Annotated in this window: 12 protein-coding genes; all 12 read right to left on the reverse strand. The window is 37.1% G+C overall.

The features are described from left to right. Positions 1-2: 2 nt before the first annotated feature. The 12 genes from FEZ33_RS05680 to uvrA all read right to left on the reverse strand — a co-directional run bounded on the left by FEZ33_RS05680 (position 3) and on the right by uvrA (position 16453). Positions 3-1028 (reverse strand): NAD(P)H-dependent glycerol-3-phosphate dehydrogenase, encoded by a 1026-nt coding sequence (locus FEZ33_RS05680; protein WP_328590771.1) that lies wholly within the window; start codon positions 1026-1028, stop codon positions 3-5. Next, positions 1028-1876: a prolipoprotein diacylglyceryl transferase gene (gene lgt, locus FEZ33_RS05685; RefSeq protein ID WP_138404440.1), complete on the reverse strand. Its 849-nt coding sequence runs from the start codon at positions 1874-1876 to the stop codon at positions 1028-1030. The genes FEZ33_RS05680 and lgt overlap by 1 nt, the downstream gene beginning before the upstream one ends. 1 nt (position 1877) lies before the next feature. Further along, positions 1878-2813 carry an HPr(Ser) kinase/phosphatase gene (hprK, locus tag FEZ33_RS05690; protein WP_138404441.1) on the reverse strand — a complete coding sequence of 312 codons (936 nt, stop codon included), beginning with the start codon at positions 2811-2813 and terminating at the stop codon, positions 1878-1880. Between the two features lie 167 nt (positions 2814-2980). Further along, positions 2981-3289, reverse strand: a complete 309-nt coding sequence (locus FEZ33_RS05695) for a PspC domain-containing protein (RefSeq protein WP_138404442.1) — start codon at positions 3287-3289, stop codon at positions 2981-2983. 40 nt (positions 3290-3329) lie between these two features. Continuing rightward, entirely contained in the window at positions 3330-4949 is a 1620-nt protein-coding gene (locus tag FEZ33_RS05700) for a DUF4097 family beta strand repeat-containing protein (protein WP_138404443.1), read from the reverse strand. A gap of 257 nt (positions 4950-5206) precedes the next feature. Beyond that, positions 5207-6145 (reverse strand): IS30 family transposase, encoded by a 939-nt coding sequence (locus tag FEZ33_RS05705; protein ID WP_138404444.1) that lies wholly within the window; start codon positions 6143-6145, stop codon positions 5207-5209. Between the two features lie 141 nt (positions 6146-6286). Beyond that, complete coding sequence (locus FEZ33_RS05710; RefSeq protein WP_138404445.1) at positions 6287-6994, reverse strand: MIP/aquaporin family protein; 708 nt, start codon at positions 6992-6994, stop codon at positions 6287-6289. A gap of 30 nt (positions 6995-7024) precedes the next feature. Then, positions 7025-8860, reverse strand: coding sequence for a type 1 glycerol-3-phosphate oxidase (gene glpO, locus FEZ33_RS05715; protein WP_138404446.1), 1836 nt, complete (start codon positions 8858-8860; stop codon positions 7025-7027). A gap of 2 nt (positions 8861-8862) precedes the next feature. Next, positions 8863-10389 carry a glycerol kinase GlpK gene (gene glpK / locus FEZ33_RS05720; protein WP_138404447.1) on the reverse strand — a complete coding sequence of 509 codons (1527 nt, stop codon included), beginning with the start codon at positions 10387-10389 and terminating at the stop codon, positions 8863-8865. A 192-nt stretch (positions 10390-10581) separates the two neighbouring features. Then, a complete protein-coding gene (locus FEZ33_RS05725; RefSeq protein ID WP_138404448.1) occupies positions 10582-12039 on the reverse strand; it encodes a helix-turn-helix domain-containing protein in 1458 nt (485 codons plus the stop codon). Further along, complete coding sequence (locus tag FEZ33_RS05730) at positions 12029-13384, reverse strand: FAD-dependent oxidoreductase (RefSeq protein WP_138404449.1); 1356 nt, start codon at positions 13382-13384, stop codon at positions 12029-12031. The genes FEZ33_RS05725 and FEZ33_RS05730 overlap by 11 nt, the downstream gene beginning before the upstream one ends. Positions 13385-13624: 240 nt before the next feature. Further along, a complete protein-coding gene (uvrA, locus tag FEZ33_RS05735) occupies positions 13625-16453 on the reverse strand; it encodes an excinuclease ABC subunit UvrA (protein WP_138404450.1) in 2829 nt (942 codons plus the stop codon). Positions 16454-16673: the final 220 nt, after the last annotated feature.

Consider the following 16673-nt stretch of genomic DNA (forward strand, 5'->3'; position numbering starts at 1 on the left):
TCTTATTTGTCAAGCGACTCTTCTTGTTTACCTTCACGTAACATCAATGATTCAATCGCATCTTCAACAGATATTTTCTTATCTGTGTATAGAGCCAAATAAAGCATTTCCGTAATCGGCATGTCAATGCCATATTCTTTTGCTAATTCATAGGCCACTTTTACAGTTAATATCCCTTCAACTACCATGAACATCTTCTCGCTCACTTCTGCTCTCGAATAGCCTTTAGCAATCAAGGTTCCAGCTTGGAAGTTACGGGAATGTGGGCTTGTACAAGTTACAATTAAATCTCCTACTCCACTTAAGCCAATAAAGGTTAATGGATCTGCTCCTCGAGCAGTACCAAGTCTTGATATTTCAGCTAAACCTCTAGTAATCAAGGCTGCTTTTGCATTATCACCATAACCTAAACCAGATATAATTCCTGCGCCAACGGCAATAATATTTTTTAATGCGCCACCTAATTCAACCCCGATGACATCTGTATTGGTATACACTCTGAAATATCGATTCATAAATGCTTGTTGCACTGCTTGAGCAGCTTCAAGATTATCACTTGCCGCTGTCAAAGTTGTCACATCCTGGCGAGCAACCTCTTCAGCATGACTAGGTCCTGATAAGACAACGATGTCTTGGTAATTTGCTTTGTTAAGGACTTCTTTTAAAATTTCACTGATTCGCAGTTGCGTATCCATTTCCAAACCTTTAGAGGCATGCACGATAATGGGTGCCTGTGTTTGTTCTTTAAGTAAGGGATTTAAATCTTGTGCCATTTGTCTCATGGCATTAGTTGGAACAACTAATATTATCATCGCTGCCTTAGAGACTGCTTCAGATAAAGACGTCGTCGCTTTAATTTCTTTTGGTAAAGAGACATTGGGTAAATACTTTTCATTTGTATGTGTTTGATTAATCTCATCGATAATCGCTTGCTTTCTACCCCAAAGAACTGTGTCATGTTTGTTCTCACTTAATACTTTGGCTAAAGCCGTTCCCCATGATCCTGAACCAATAACAGCAATCTTCATTATTCTCCCTCATTTCTAACAACCGTTGAACGGTCATCTGTGTAGTAAGGCACGCGGTCTTTTCCTTTTAGACGAATCCAAAGTACAAGACTAATACCAATAACTACTAGAATAAGCGATAATATTTGAGAAACTCTTAATGGACCGATATATAAACTATCTGTTCTTAGGCCTTCAATCCAAAAGCGTCCAATACCATACCAAATCATATAGAATGCAACGAGTTCACCACGTTTGAAGAAATCTTTACGGGGTCTTAGTAGGAGTAAGGCAATTAGACCGACTAAATTCCATAAAAACTCATATAAAAACGTCGGGTGATAATAGGTCCCATTAATATTCATTTGTTCAATAATAAAATTAGGCAGAGCTAAGTTTTCTAGAAAAGCTTTCGATACCGACCCCCCGTGGGCTTCTTGGTTCATAAAGTTACCCCAACGCCCAATCAGTTGACCAGCAAAAAGTGCGGGTATCGCAATATCGAAGACATTAATGACACTGAGTTTGTATCTTTGACAAAGTACATAAATTGTTATCGCACCACCGATAACACCACCGTATATGGCCATTCCACCTTCCCAAACTCGGAATATACTTAATGGATCAGACAGATATGAGTTTGAAGAGAATATGACATAATAAATTCTAGCCCCTACTAAACCAAAAATCACTGTCCAAAAGAGCAAATCAAAAGACGTATCTGAATCAATTCCCTTACGGCTTGCTTCACGCGTAAATAAAATGTATCCGACTAAAATAGCCAACCCAATTATAATTCCATACCAACGGACCGGCCAGCCAAATAATTCAAAGGCAATCGGATCAATCGCTAAAAAATTCAATCCCATTCTATTGTTCCCCACGGTTCTCTTGGATTAAATCACGTAATTTACTATTAAACGTTAATTTCGCATCATAACCCATTTGAGTCGCACGAAAATTCATTGCCGCGGATTCAACAATCGCAGCTAAGTTTCGCCCGGTTTTAACTGGGATACGAATCGAAGGCACTTGAACTTCGAATATTTGCTCATACTCTTTATCATAACCAAGGCGGTCATATTGTGTGTTTCCGTCATCCAATACTAAGTTGATAATGAGCTCTAATCGTTTACTACGACGAATCGCAGATACACCGTACAAGCTCATAACATCAATAATACCTAAGCCACGAATTTCAATCATGTTTTGTAGGATTTCTGGGGCTTCACCGTTTAAAGTCAATTCATCAATTTGATACAGCTCTACACGGTCATCCGCAATAAGTCGATGCCCTCGCTGAATCAGCTCTAAACCAATCTCAGACTTACCAATACCACTGGATCCAACTAACAATACCCCCATACCAAAGACTTCCAAAAAGACACCATGCTTTGAAAGTCTTTCAGCGAGTTTTCTCTCGAGATAATTCGTAATATTTGCTAACACCCGACTTGTTTTGGATCTAGCTGATAAGATAGGAATACCTAAAGAGTCCGCAACTGGGATTAATTCTTCAGGTATATCAATCTCACGTGATACGACAATCGCTGGCGTCTCATCCGTACACATTAATGAGAAGATATTTGATCTTTCTTCGGATGTCTTTTCACTTAAAAACGACATCTCAGTGCGTCCAATTAATTGGATACGTTCATGTGGATAATATTCTTTGTAACCTGTTAAAACAAGCCCAGGTCTTGAAACTTCACTTGAATAAATTTTGTTTGTTTTATACTCTTCACCATATATTAAATTGATATCTAGCGTGTCTACTAACTCTTGTACAGTTACTGCATTAGTCATGACGTATATTCCTCCTGTGAATGATCTTATTTACTTCTAAATGTTATCACACAACTGCCCAACAATCACGAACCAAATATTAAATCATAACTTATATAGTAAAAAAATCTACACCTGCTTAATACAAGCAAGTGTAGACTTAGTTCAATTTATTTAATTTCGTTTAATTAGAAGTCATCCCAATTATCATTATCTTCGGGTGTTACATCTTTAGGTTTATTATTCGAAGAAGATCTATCTGAACCGAATGGATTCGATTTTCTACTTTGACCACCATTAACTTGATAGTCATAAGGTAAGAGTAGCCCTAAAAGAATATATAACCAAAATCCTGATGACCCTACCCAAAGTAGGATAAAGAAGATTACTCGAACAATTGTCGGGTCAATATTGAAATATTCAGCTAATCCCCCACACACACCCATAATATGTTTATCTGTTGATGACTTAAATAATTTTTCACTTTGATTTGACATTTTATATCCCTCCATAATTTTTAATGTCTTGTTATGTTTATTATAACTCTTTTTTACTATCTTTTAAAAATATATCGCCAGAAGTTGTTGTGATGTTAACCACTGCATTATCTGTATCACCTGATACAATTCGGTGGTAATGTGCTTTTTGTTTAGTTGGACGCTCGTCAATACTTTCAAGATTTGATAAACGGTTTTTCACTTCACCGTGGGTAGTCTTACTATCAATGGTTAAATTCATTTGACTTGGCAGCGATAACTTAACATCTCCACTCACTGTCTTGATTTTAACATTCGCATCATTCGTATCTTTTTTCGTTAGATAGAAATCACTGTTTAAAGTGTCTGCTGATAAGTTTCGGATGTAACCATTCACTCGAACATCCCCATTTAAATCATTCATCACTAGTGTATCAATCGGTGAGTTTTGAATATCAATATCACCGTTTAATAAATCTAATGATACTTCATTTGCTGTAACTTTATTTAAGGACATATCTCCATTTTTGTCTTTAATTACAATTTCTTTACTAGTTAAACCATCTAAATTGACTTCGCCGTTCAGTAATTGAATTTGGAATCGATCAACATCTCCTTGAGGCACTTTAATTGTACCGTCAACTGAGAATTTCGGTGATGTCACTTTCAATACAAAGCGGTTATCAATGATACCGATCGTATTTACTTCTTCAAAGTGCTCTTTCGACGTTTCTTCATGGCTACCATGGAATCGTACTTCTGCATCAACGACAATATCTTCACCGTCATGGCTCACCACCTCAACGGAACCATTATATAATTCAATCTCAAAGAGATTTACTCCTTCAACGGGATACGTAAATTCATAATCTTGTGAACTTGTCTTAATCCATGGTACTTGGAAAGAGACATTAACATCTTTTAAGTTGAAGTTCTCTAAAAATGATTTAGATTGCTCTGTGAAGAATGAACCCCATTTTTTTCCTTCACGGGATGCTTCTTTTCCAAAATGTGTTGCTGCTTCAGCAAATTTCTCTGAACGGTTATTGAAGAATTCTTTGAAATCTTGCTTGTTAGATTCTTTACTCCAGCCTAAGGTTTCTTTTTCATTTTGTAATTCAGTAAATTTACTTTGTAAAATATCTAATTCAGCTTGAATGTGATCTCTTTTTTCAATAGTATTTGCTTTTTGTTCAATCATTTCAGGGGTTAAATCATCTAATTCTTCAAATATCTCAATCTCACGTATGCGTTGTTTGCTGATTACTAATTTTTCATTCTCTTTAGCTATCTTATCGTTCAATGCTTGAATTTCAGTATTAATTTCTGCTAAACGTGCTTGATTATTCTTAACTTTCTCAGTATCTTCAGTTTCTTCAAACTCAGACCATTCTTCAAAGTCAGCCTTTTTCTCAGTATTTTGTTTAAAGTAGTCACCCATATATTTAGCAAAGTCTTTTCCTTGATTAAAGACCTCTTCAAAGGTTTGATTAATACTTGCTTCTGTTTCTTTCTCAGTGTCATCTGTTGTTTGAGTTGTTTGAGTCGTTTCTTCATCTGTTGTGTTCGTTGATTCTGATAAAGTATCATTATTTGATGCAGCTTCTAATAAATCAAGTGCTTCTTCCATGGAAATAACATTTTGTTTTACTAGTTCAATTATACGCTCTTTTTCATTCATATCATTTTACCTCCAATGATTTTTATCTATTTGCTTCTCTACACTTATTATTATGTCATCGATTGTCAAGGACTTCATAGGTCCAGAGCCCTATCTTTACTTAGTTGTAAGTTAAAGTATATCCAAATTTGTTAACGGACATATCTTTTACTTTCGTTCTATCTATATTGTGCAAGCAAATGGATATAAATTCATTGGACTATAGACCCATATTTTAAATAAAAGACGAATTGCAATAATTATTGCGACAATTTTTTTTACTCAATTAATGAAGTTTCGTGAATGAATTTTTCTAAAGGTGTTTGATAATTCAGGCATTTTCTTGGTCGATTATTCATCAGCCATAAAGCTGTGAATAATTCAGTTTCACTTACTTTAGCTATATCAGTTTTCTTCGGAAAGAATTCGCGCATTAAGCCATTCGAATTTTCGTTTGTCCCTCTTTGCCAAGCACTGTAAGCATCCGCAAAGTAGAAATCAATACCTGATGCCTCTACATCTGGGTAACAAGCGAATTCTTTCCCGCGGTCAGAAGTAAATGATTTTAAGGTGTGATCAGGCAGATTACTTGTTAACTGCTCAATTGCATTGTGCATAGCGTCTTTAGTGCGGTTGGGTATCAGAAAAGCAAGGTATAAACGACTTTTACGCTCTGCGAAGGTCGCTAAACAACCTTTACTCTTTCCGCGTGAAGAAACCATTGTATCCAATTCCCAATGCCCAAACGCTTGTCTGTTTCTAACTGACTTAGGTCGTTTGGAGATCGAGCGCCCAATATTGAACTTACCACGTGTTTCATGAGGTTGGCGACTTTTACCTTTGTGTCTTAGCACTTGTAAGGGAACGTTTAAGATGCCTTCATAAATCCAGTTATAGATTTTTTTAAAGCAGAGTTTCTCTTGATAATCTCGTCCCACAATCTGTTCGGGTGACCAGGTCAGTTCTAATTTATGTTGAATATCCTCAAGCAACTTTGGCGTATGCTTCGCTTTTCTGCCTTTGTGAGAAGCAAGTTGATTCGCATCTGCTTGAGAAGCTTTCGCAACATAGGATGGAGTCGAACATCGATTAAGTTCACGATAAATAGTTGAACGATTGCGACCTAATAAATTCGCAATATGGTTAATTTTATAACCTTCTTGAACAAGCACTTCTATTTTTGACCGTTCTTCTATGGTAAGATATGTATAGCTCATAATAGACCTCCGTGTGTATGTTTTTATCGTTATTAACATCTTACACGAATCTATTATGAGTTTCTTTGTTGTCGCATTTAATTTTACAATTCATCAAAAGAAAAAAGCTAACGGATTTCCCGCTAGCTTTAGTAAATATATTTAGTTAATGATGCCAAATACAAGTGCTGCTAATGCTGCTCCAACAATCGGCGCCAATACTGGTATCCAAGAGTAACCCCAGTCAGAGTCTCTCTTTTGTTTAATTGGTAAGATCGCGTGAGCAATACGTGGACCTAAGTCACGTGCAGGATTAATTGCGTAACCCGTTGTTCCTCCCAATGATAAACCAATTCCGATAATTAAGATACCAACACAAATTGTTGATAAACCTGGGGCAATATCATATTTAGAAAAGCTTAAGATACCAAACATTAATACAAATGTCCCTAATAATTCACCAATAAAGTTTGAAACTGTATTGTAAATTTCTGGTCCTGTAGCAAACGTTCCTAAGATGGCTGATGAATCTTCAGTCACATCAAAATGTGGTTTGTATTGTACCCAGACTAAGACAGCTCCTAAAAATGCACCAAGCATTTGTGCGATTGTATAAGGTATGACTGAACTCCAAGGTGTACTTCCTTCAATAGCGAAAGCGATCGTTACCGCTGGATTTAAATGCGCAGGACTCATATAACCTGAAGCTAAAGCTCCTAATGTTACTGCAATCCCCCAACCAATCGTAATTGATAACCAACCCGCACCATTGCTTTTTGTTCCTTTAAGTAAGTTCCCAGCAACAATCCCGTCTCCTAATAAGACTAAGATTAACGTTCCAATAAATTCTCCAACTAGCTCTGTTCCCATCTGTTTCCCCTTTTACATATTTAATTTTTATTATTTGGCGTTTTCTTTTAATTCTTTTAAATCATTTTCAGCTAATACAGCAGCTAACTCATCTAAGTGTGCTTGTTTTTCTTCTTCAGACCATTCAAAGTATCTTGCCATTTCATTCGTAATTGGAAGTGTTAAATCATCCAGAGTTTCACGCATGAATAGTAAGTGATTTGTTCTTCTTAAGAAATAATCTACAGGAGTTAAAGCCATCTCTTCTCTCATTGTATAATGCAATACCAGTGTATCGCGTAAACTTAAGCCTTCAGCTGCTTCAAGGGTTGTAACTAAGTTGAATACACGCGGTGCATTTGAGCCAAAGACTCTGGCGATATATCTTGCGTCTTCTTTGTCTAAACCACGTTTCACACCTAATTGAGCAAAAGTTTCTAATTCTGAATCCACATTTGCTGGATTTAATTCTCCACCTGAGACTGGATAAGTTTTTGAATTAACTAAAGTAAATTGCTTTTGATATTGTGTTGAAAGGATCTCAATAATTGCTTTCATTGCTCCTTCAGCCATCTTACGGTAATCCGTAATTTTTCCTCCAGCTAGTGTAATTAAGCCGTTATCATCAATATCTAAAGAACTTCCACGAGATACCGCTGAAGGGTCGTTAGCTTTCTCAGACGTACTTGTTTCAATTTGTCCGATAGCTTCTTCAACGTCTTCACGCGTTGTTTCTTTATTTAAGTAAGAACCTACAGTTGAAATTAAATGATCAAAACTCTCATCCGAGATTGAACCATTATTCCCTCCATTATAATCGGATGCTTTATTCCCTGAAATTAACGGACGTAACCCTGCCCAGCTACTCTCAACATCATGAATTGAAATATTCGCTTCGGGGAAACGATTATTCACAATGCCTAATAAGTAATCAACATCTTCTTGAGTCACTGTTGGATGAGCTAAATCACCTGTGTAATCTGTATCGGTCGTTCCAAAGTATGTTTTATTCTCTCTTGGAATGACAAAGACCATACGCCCATCACCTAAGCCAGTATCAAAGTATGTTGGTTGAGGTACTTTAATCTTGCTATTGTCTACGACTAAATGAACTCCTTTAGTTGGACGCATTTGTTGGATTTGGTCATCTTCTTTATTTAAATTACGTACTAAATCACTCCACGGCCCACTTGTGTTAATTACCGTACGTGCTTTAATTTCAAATGTTTCGCCTGATAACATATCTTTAGCAACCACACCGTTAATTTGTCCTTCTTCATTGAATAAAAACGACTCAGCTTTCACACGACTAGCAATGAGTGCGCCATCTTGGTTTGCGCGCTTGATATTCTCAATGACTAAACGCGCATCATTATTGTTGTAATCTAAGTATTGCCCACCACCAACTAAGCCTTCGGCTTTAATTTGAGGTTCACGTTCCAGTACTTCTTCTTTCGTTAAAGTTTTATTTGCCAAAGGTGAATTGCTAACGCCGGCTAATAAGTCATATAAATCCATGGCTACTTTCAAACGGAACATATTAAATGTCGCATTTGGCTCATCATAAACCGGTAATAACATTGGATCTGCTTTAGGAATATGAGGCGCGATTTGTTGTACAACTGCACGTTCTTGCACAGTATCTGATACAACTTCAACATCGAATTGTTTCAGATAACGAATGCCTCCATGAACGAGTTTCGTTGAACGACTACTTGTTCCTTCAGCGAAATCTTGCATCTCTATTAGACCTGTTTCTAACCCACTGGCAGCAGCTTGAATCGCCACTCCTGCTCCAGTGATTCCTCCACCGATAATTAATAAATCAAGGGTACGGTCTTGTAACTTCTCAATCGCTCTTTGGCGTGTATCTTTAGAAAATCTCATGATTATTCCTCTCCTTCTTCCATCTCAACTTCATCTTGTGCAAAGACACGTGTCGCATGAACTGCTTTTTTCCAACCTTTGTATAATTGTTCTTTACGTGCATTATTCATTGATGGTGTAAATGTTTCGGCTGTTTCGTTTAATTTCTTAATTTCATCTAAATCTTCCCAGTATCCTACGGCTAAACCAGCTAAGAAGGCAGCACCTAGAGCAGTTGTCTCTAAGTTTTTAGCGCGAGCAATTTCTGTTCCGATAATATCTGATTGGAACTGCATTAAGTAATTATTCATTGCAGCCCCACCATCTACTTTTAATAAAGGTATTTTAATCCCTGTATCCAATTGCATGGTGTCAATAACGTCTCTCACTTGATACGCGATGGACTGTAGTGTTGCTTTAATAAAGTCTTCCTTCGTTGTCCCGCGTGTTAATCCAAAGACAGATCCGGTCGCATCTGAATCCCAGTAAGGCGCACCTAAACCTGTAAAGGCAGGAACAACATATACTTCATCATTATTGCTTGAGTTTCTTGCATAATCTTCAGACTCAACTGAATCGCTAAACATACGCATTCCATCACGTAACCATTGAATGGCACTTCCGGCAATGAAGATTGACCCTTCAAGAGCATAATAGATTTTTCCGTTAATTCCATAACCAATTGTCGTTAATAAATTATTCTTAGATAATTCAAAATCCTCTCCAGTATTCATAATAATAAATGAACCTGTTCCATACGTGTTTTTGACCATTCCTGGTTCAAAAGCTAATTGACCAAATAAGGCTGCTTGTTGGTCCCCAGCCATACCACTAATAGGCACTTCTCCACCATAGAAGTGGAACGGTTTCGTTGTCCCGTATACTTCCGAGTTAGATTTCACTTCTGGTAGTAAGCTACGAGGAATATTTAACAACTCCAAAATCTCGTCATCCCACTCTAAATCCTTAATGTTATAAAGCATCGTTCTAGAAGCATTAGAGTAATCAGTGACGTGAGTCGCTCCATCTGTTAATTTCCAAACTAACCATGTATCAATTGTCCCGAATAATAATTCACCTCGCTCAGCCCGTTCTTGAGCGCCCTCAACATTATCTAAGATCCAACGAATTTTTGTCGCTGAGAAATACGCATCTGCGATCAAACCTGTCTTTTGGTGAATCATATCTGCATGACCGTCTTGTTTCAATTGTTCAGCGATATCCGCTGTTTGTCTAGATTGCCAAACAATCGCGTTATAAATAGGTAATCCTGTCTTTTTATCCCAAATAACAGTCGTCTCACGTTGATTCGTAATTCCGATTGCACTAATATCTGATGGTTTAATACCGCTTTCAATAAATGCCCCCGCAATGACTGATTGAACTGAGTTCCAAATCTCATTCGCATTATGTTCAACCCAACCTGCTTTAGGAAATATTTGAGTAAACTCTTTTTGATAACTCGCTACTTTTCCGCCCTGTTTGTTAATTATCAGCGCTCGTGAACTCGTCGTACCTTGATCAATCGACAAAATATACTTTTCTTCCATCTTAATCCCCCTATTAATCTGTAAGCAATTATTATTTATGTTTAGAAATCGCTTTCTTTGTGATTATATTGTATCTCTTAAAGTTAATTTGTAACTATCGCGTTTTTTAGAATTATTTAAAAAATTGAGAGCGCTGAAAAAAAAAGATAAAACACTGGATTCAGTAATTAAAGTCAGTGTTTCAAATAAAAATTAATTGTCATCATTAAATAATCCATTAATGATACTCTCTAATTGCCTCATATCAAAGTGATTTGGTAAGCCTTTGAGGTAATAGTAAGGAACGGGATACTCTCTGTCGTAAGCATTGGAGACAATCAAATTAAAGTTTCTTCTCTTGTCGTATATTTCTACACTTACTAACCGATTGACCTCAAGTCGTTGACGCATGACTGATATGATCGGCAACTTCTCAGTCTCATCACCAATGAGATCTAGCCCGATACTTATTGTCATAGGCATCTGGTAAACAACATAAGACAGCACTTCTGTTAAGGTCCATTCTGCCTCCTTATAAGCATCACCTAATTCTTTATGGTCGTAGTGATAGATATTTGTGATGACATCCTCAAGTAAGGGGATCGCTAGGTCTTCATTTTCTAGATTCATGCCATGTTTAATGAGTGATCGATCTAACTCATAATCAATGCTACGTTCAATAATTGCACCTTTAAAGAAGTATAATCTCCCAAGTATTTGGTTTAATGAATACATTCCTTGTTCATTTAGATTTTCTTGGCTTGAAACCGTTGAGCGAATATATTGCAAGCCCGTTGTTGTCGCCTCACTAACTGGCCCACCGTAACCTAAACTTCTTTCCATGACAAATGCAGGTAGAATAGACATTGTTGTCATAAACGTAAACTGACACATAGCCTCTTCCTCTTCACTTTCTAGGGCATAGCGACTTAAAAATACTAGCGTGTTCTGTCGAACTTGTTGATAGAAACGATGTGAATAATAAGGTTTCATCAACTCTTTTAAAGCGTTAAAATCCTTATATTTAACACCCATTCTTTGACGCGTTATCATGAGCCATAAACCTATTTCTGCTTCTCTATCCGCAAAAGTATCCTGCCCCCAAAGCTGTTGAAAAGAACGAATCACTTGTTGACTTTCTTTTGATTGTGCTAATTTACTTAATCGTTTTTTAGGTTCGACTAGAGTATATAAACGAAAGTAAAAATAGCGAATCTGATGTTCAGGACCTCTAATACGCCCACTTCGAACGGCTAAAGAAAATTCTTCTAGTAATACATTCAAAGAAACTAATTGACGGTGAAACGTCGCTTCACTAATGAGTAATTCTTGTGATAGCTTTTGAACCGTATACTCTTCGATTTTAAATAAATAGTCCAGAATCTGATATTTTAAAGAATAAGATAAGAATAGTTGCACGATATCTTGCTTTGTAACATGTGGTCCTAAGTTTAATCCTAGGCGGTCATTGATGAGCTGAATACATAATGGAAAACCTTGTGAATCGGCTAATTCATTCAAATCTTCGACGTATTTTAATAAAGTCACTTTCGACAAGGCTGTTTGCGCCATTGCCTCTTTAATTTCGAGATCCGTCGAATGATTAATTAATGTAGATAATAGAACCCATAGGCCACGCTCACGTTTCTCAAATAAATCTTCAATTACCATCTAAAAACACCTCACTCATACGCTTTTGATAGCTCTTTAAGGCACAAGCATAAATACACTCACTCATTGAAAATTCTCCTCTATAAAAAAGTCGATCTTGAAAAGCCAGTGCTTCATCTGTCATTTGTGCATTTATCGAAATCGCGAGTAAATCAGCCAGAGTTAAAATATCACTTTGTGAATAAACTTGCGCTCCAATCAACTGTCCTGTTTCTTTCTTTGTGATGAGTTTAACCGTTATCTGAGATGGATTTTCTTTTGACAATTCTTTCTCAAGCATCGTTGTTTCAATTGGATAAAACAATGCAGCTTCTTGCTCTGTTAAGCCCACACTGACCATGTATAAGCCGAATAATTGACTTCCGGTCACTCGTAAAGATTGGGGCACGGTGCTTGTTTTTTGATAGAGATTCATCGCCGCAATTTTCCCGCTAAGATAGGCATGGTTCACTAATGGTAAATAATAATCTGTCTCTGTATAAGCATAAGGCGCTCGAATTAAATCCCCCACTGCAAACACATCAGCCATACTCGTCTGTAAATATTCATCCACTTCGATTGTTTTATCTAAATGGCAATGAACTTGATCTTCAATTAACTTTGTATTGGGACGGAAATTCACAGCGAGCATCACATGGTCTGTCAGTATTTCAATATCTTGTGATAATATAACGTTAAACTCTGTATCCTGTGAGTGAATGCTTTCGACATAATGTCCTTTAATCACGTTGACGCCACTTTCTTGTATTTTTTCCTCTAATAATTGAGTCATATCTGAGTCAAAATATTTGAAAGCCAGTTGATCAGAAGCTTCAACTATGGTCACATTTTTAGCAACTTGCTTGAAAGCATCCGCTGCTTCAAGACCAATTTGCCCTCCACCAGCAATGAGAATCCGTTCTGACCCTTCAATTTCCTGCAATGCCTTCTTACTCGCTTCTAACGTTTTCGTCGTTAACACTTGCGGATGATTTGAACCCAAAATACGTTCTGAGATTGGACTTGAGCCCATAGCCAAAATCAGCTTGTCATAGTGATAACTTTCATGTGTATTTTCATCTTCTACTAAGAGTGATTTATTTGCCAAATCAATATCTAATACTTCATTGTTTAGTAATAACTCAACCCCACTAGCTTCTAATTGTTCTTCGTTAATAAATGTTTTATCACTTAAATGTTTTAATTCTTCTTTTAACAATAAATTTAAACTACTGGGGATATGTCCAATATTTCCTTCTTTCTCAATGATGAGTACTCGTTTATTGGGATATAATTGCCTAGCTGTCAAGGCAGACGATACTCCAGCAAAGGATGAGCCAATGATAATTATTTCTGCATGATTCAAAGCTTACCACTCCCTTTTATATGTGTAACGCTTCCAATTTTGTTCTATCTTTTATAGTATAACAAAGCGAATTCCTCGAGTCACTTGTTCAAAGAAGATTAAGTGAATTCAGCTAGTCATAAAAATGGGAGGCTTCTAAAAGTTCGAATCTCCGCATAAAAAAGCCCAACCTAGTGGTAGTGCCACCACTAGGTTGGGTTCTTGATATGAGGACATTGTTGAACGCCTCAATCATTTCGATTATTTATCTTTATCCATGACGTATTTTAAATATTGTCCTGTAAAGCTGCCTTCAACTTTAGCCACTTCTTCAGGAGTTCCGGTAGCGATGACTTCTCCACCACGGATCCCCCCTTCAGGACCCATATCGATAATGTAGTCAGCTGTCTTAATAACATCTAAGTTATGCTCAATCACAACGACGGTATTACCTACATCTACTAAGCGATTCAATACTGTAAGTAATTTCTTAATATCATGTGCGTGTAAACCAGTCGTTGGCTCATCTAAGATATAGAATGTATCTCCTGTTGAAACACGTTGTAGTTCAGAGGCAAGCTTCATTCTTTGTGCTTCACCACCAGATAAAGTTGTCGCTGATTGTCCCAATCGCACGTAACCTAAACCAACATCGACTAAGGTTTGGATTTTGCGTTTGATTTTCGGAATCGCATCAAAGTATACTAAAGCTTCATCAATCGTCATATCTAACACATCTGAAATTGATTTCCCTTTATATTTGATTTCAAGTGTTTCTGAATTATAGCGCGTTCCATGACAAACTTCACATGGAACATACACATCTGGAAGGAAATGCATCTCGATTTGCTTAATTCCGCCACCTTTACATGCTTCACATCGTCCGCCCTTAACGTTAAAACTAAAACGGCCTTTGTCATATCCACGTATCTTCGCTTCATTTGTTTGAGCAAATAACCCGCGAATGTCATCGAATACACTAGTATATGTTGCAGGGTTACTTCTTGGTGTACGTCCAATTGGACTTTGATCAATATCAATGACTTTTTCAAGCCCTTCAAAGCCCTCAATCGATTCAAATTTACCTGGTCGTTCTTTTGTACTTGTTAAGCGTTTTGCTAATGCAATTTTTAAAATGCTGTTCACTAAACTACTTTTACCTGAACCAGACACTCCAGTAACACATGTAAATCGCCCGATTGGGAAAGACGCTTCAACATTTTGCAGATTATTTTCTTCTGCTCCTTTGACTGTTACCCAACCTTTATCTTCATTGCGTCGAGTTTTAGGCACTTCAATTTTTTCTTTTCCAGATAGGTATTTACCTGTTAGAGAATTCTCATCAGCTTGAACTTCTTCAGGCGTTCCAATAGAAACAATTTCTCCGCCTAATTCACCGGCACCTGGCCCAATATCAATTAAGTAATCTGCAGCCATCATTGTTTCTTCATCATGTTCAACAACAACGAGCGTATTACCTAAATCACGCATTCTTTGTAATGATTGAATTAAACGAGCATTATCTCTCTGATGTAAACCAATTGAAGGTTCATCCAGGATATATAATACCCCACTTAAGTTCGAACCAATTTGTGTCGCTAAACGAATCCGTTGTGACTCTCCACCTGAGAGTGAACCTGCTACACGACTCATTGTTAAATAATCCAGTCCCACTTCATTTAAGAAAGTCAATCGATCATCAATTTCCTTAATGATTGGATCGGCAATCATCGTATCAGTCACTGAGAAGTCAATAGTTTCAAAGTGTTTTTTAGCATCACCAATAGACATTGCTGTTACTTCGGCGATGTTTTTGTCTGATACACGAACGGATAAGGCTTCTTCATTTAAACGAGTACCTTTACACGTTGGACAAGTTAATTCATGCATATATTCTCGCATAACATCACGTGTATAGTCTGAATTTGTGTCATTATAACGTCTTTGAACGTTATTAAAGACACCTTCAAACGTATTCTCAGTCGTCTTCGTTTCACCTCGCATTGTTTTGAATGTGAACGAAAAAGTTGCGTCCGGAGCACCGTATTTTAACACTTCTTGTTGTTCACTGGTTAAATCTTTATATGGAACATCCGTTGGAATATTATTTTGTTTTGAAAATTGATCGATCATTGATGGATAATAATTTGAACTAATTGGATTCCAAGGTGCAAAAACACCTTCTTCGATGCTTAAGCTATCATCCGGAATAATCAATTCTTCATCGACTGTTAAACGTGAGCCTAAACCATCACAACTTGGACAAGCACCAAATGGTGCGTTGAAAGAAAAAAGTCTAGGTTCTAATTCATCGATGGAGAAATCACAAAACGGACAAGCAAAATGTTCATTAAAGTACATTTCTTCTTCCCCGATAACATCAATAACCATGTAACCTTCAGAGAATAAAAGTGCTTGTTCAACTGAATCAAATAAACGTGATCTCACGCCATCTTTAATAGCTATACGGTCAACAACCACTTCAATCGTATGTTTTTTATTCTTTTCTAATTCGGGAACCTCTGATACATCATAGATTTCCCCATCAACACGCACACGGATATAGCCATCCTTGCTTATTCTTTCTAATAATTTCTTGTGTTGTCCACGTTTGTCACGCACAGCAGGTGATAGAATTTGGATACGTGTTCTGTCTGGTAATTCTAAGATTCGATCTACCATTTGCTCTGGGCTTTGTCGTTCGATTGGAATATCGTGATTTGGACAATAAGGTGTCCCCACTCGAGCATATAGAAGTCTTAAGTAGTCGTTAATTTCTGTTGCTGTTCCGACAGTAGAACGTGGATTTTGACTGGTTGTTTTTTGGTCAATTGAGATTGCTGGGCTCAAACCTTCAATAGAATCTACATCTGGTTTATCCATTTGTCCTAAAAACTGTCTAGCATATGCAGATAAACTTTCTACATATCGTCTTTGTCCTTCGGCATATAAGGTATCAAAAGCTAACGAGCTTTTTCCTGAACCAGATAAACCAGTCATAACCACTAATTTATCTCTAGGAATTTCTACATCGAGATTCTTTAAGTTATGTGTTCTTGCGCCTTTTACGATTATATTTTTTTGAGCCATATATAACTTTCTCTCCTCAATAATGTTGTATTTACCTTTTGTAAGTATAACACAAAACTCAAACATTTGTTCGCAAAAAGATTGCAAATAGAAATCGAGTAGGAGACTAGCCATTATTTGACTAGTCGACCTCTCACACCACCGTGCGTACGGTTCCGTACACGGCGGTTCAATACCTTGCGTAAGCAGACTCTACCAATTCGCTTAGTGGAACTAAGCC

It is taken from the genome of Ruoffia tabacinasalis, assembly GCF_005864045.1.
GTDB classification, from domain to species: domain Bacteria; phylum Bacillota; class Bacilli; order Lactobacillales; family Aerococcaceae; genus Ruoffia; species Ruoffia tabacinasalis.

Coding starts and splice junctions, on each gene's coding strand:
- glpK (WP_138404447.1), bottom strand. CDS start 10,389: ATGGAAGAAAAGTATATTTTGTCGATTGATCAAGGTACGACGAGTTCA.
- uvrA (WP_138404450.1), bottom strand. CDS start 16,453: ATGGCTCAAAAAAATATAATCGTAAAAGGCGCAAGAACACATAACTTA.
- FEZ33_RS05680 (WP_328590771.1), bottom strand. CDS start 1,028: ATGAAGATTGCTGTTATTGGTTCAGGATCATGGGGAACGGCTTTAGCC.
- FEZ33_RS05705 (WP_138404444.1), bottom strand. CDS start 6,145: ATGAGCTATACATATCTTACCATAGAAGAACGGTCAAAAATAGAAGTG.
- glpO (WP_138404446.1), bottom strand. CDS start 8,860: ATGAGATTTTCTAAAGATACACGCCAAAGAGCGATTGAGAAGTTACAA.
- lgt (WP_138404440.1), bottom strand. CDS start 1,876: ATGGGATTGAATTTTTTAGCGATTGATCCGATTGCCTTTGAATTATTT.
- FEZ33_RS05725 (WP_138404448.1), bottom strand. CDS start 12,039: ATGGTAATTGAAGATTTATTTGAGAAACGTGAGCGTGGCCTATGGGTT.
- FEZ33_RS05710 (WP_138404445.1), bottom strand. CDS start 6,994: ATGGGAACAGAGCTAGTTGGAGAATTTATTGGAACGTTAATCTTAGTC.
- FEZ33_RS05700 (WP_138404443.1), bottom strand. CDS start 4,949: ATGAATGAAAAAGAGCGTATAATTGAACTAGTAAAACAAAATGTTATT.
- FEZ33_RS05695 (WP_138404442.1), bottom strand. CDS start 3,289: ATGTCAAATCAAAGTGAAAAATTATTTAAGTCATCAACAGATAAACAT.
- hprK (WP_138404441.1), bottom strand. CDS start 2,813: ATGACTAATGCAGTAACTGTACAAGAGTTAGTAGACACGCTAGATATC.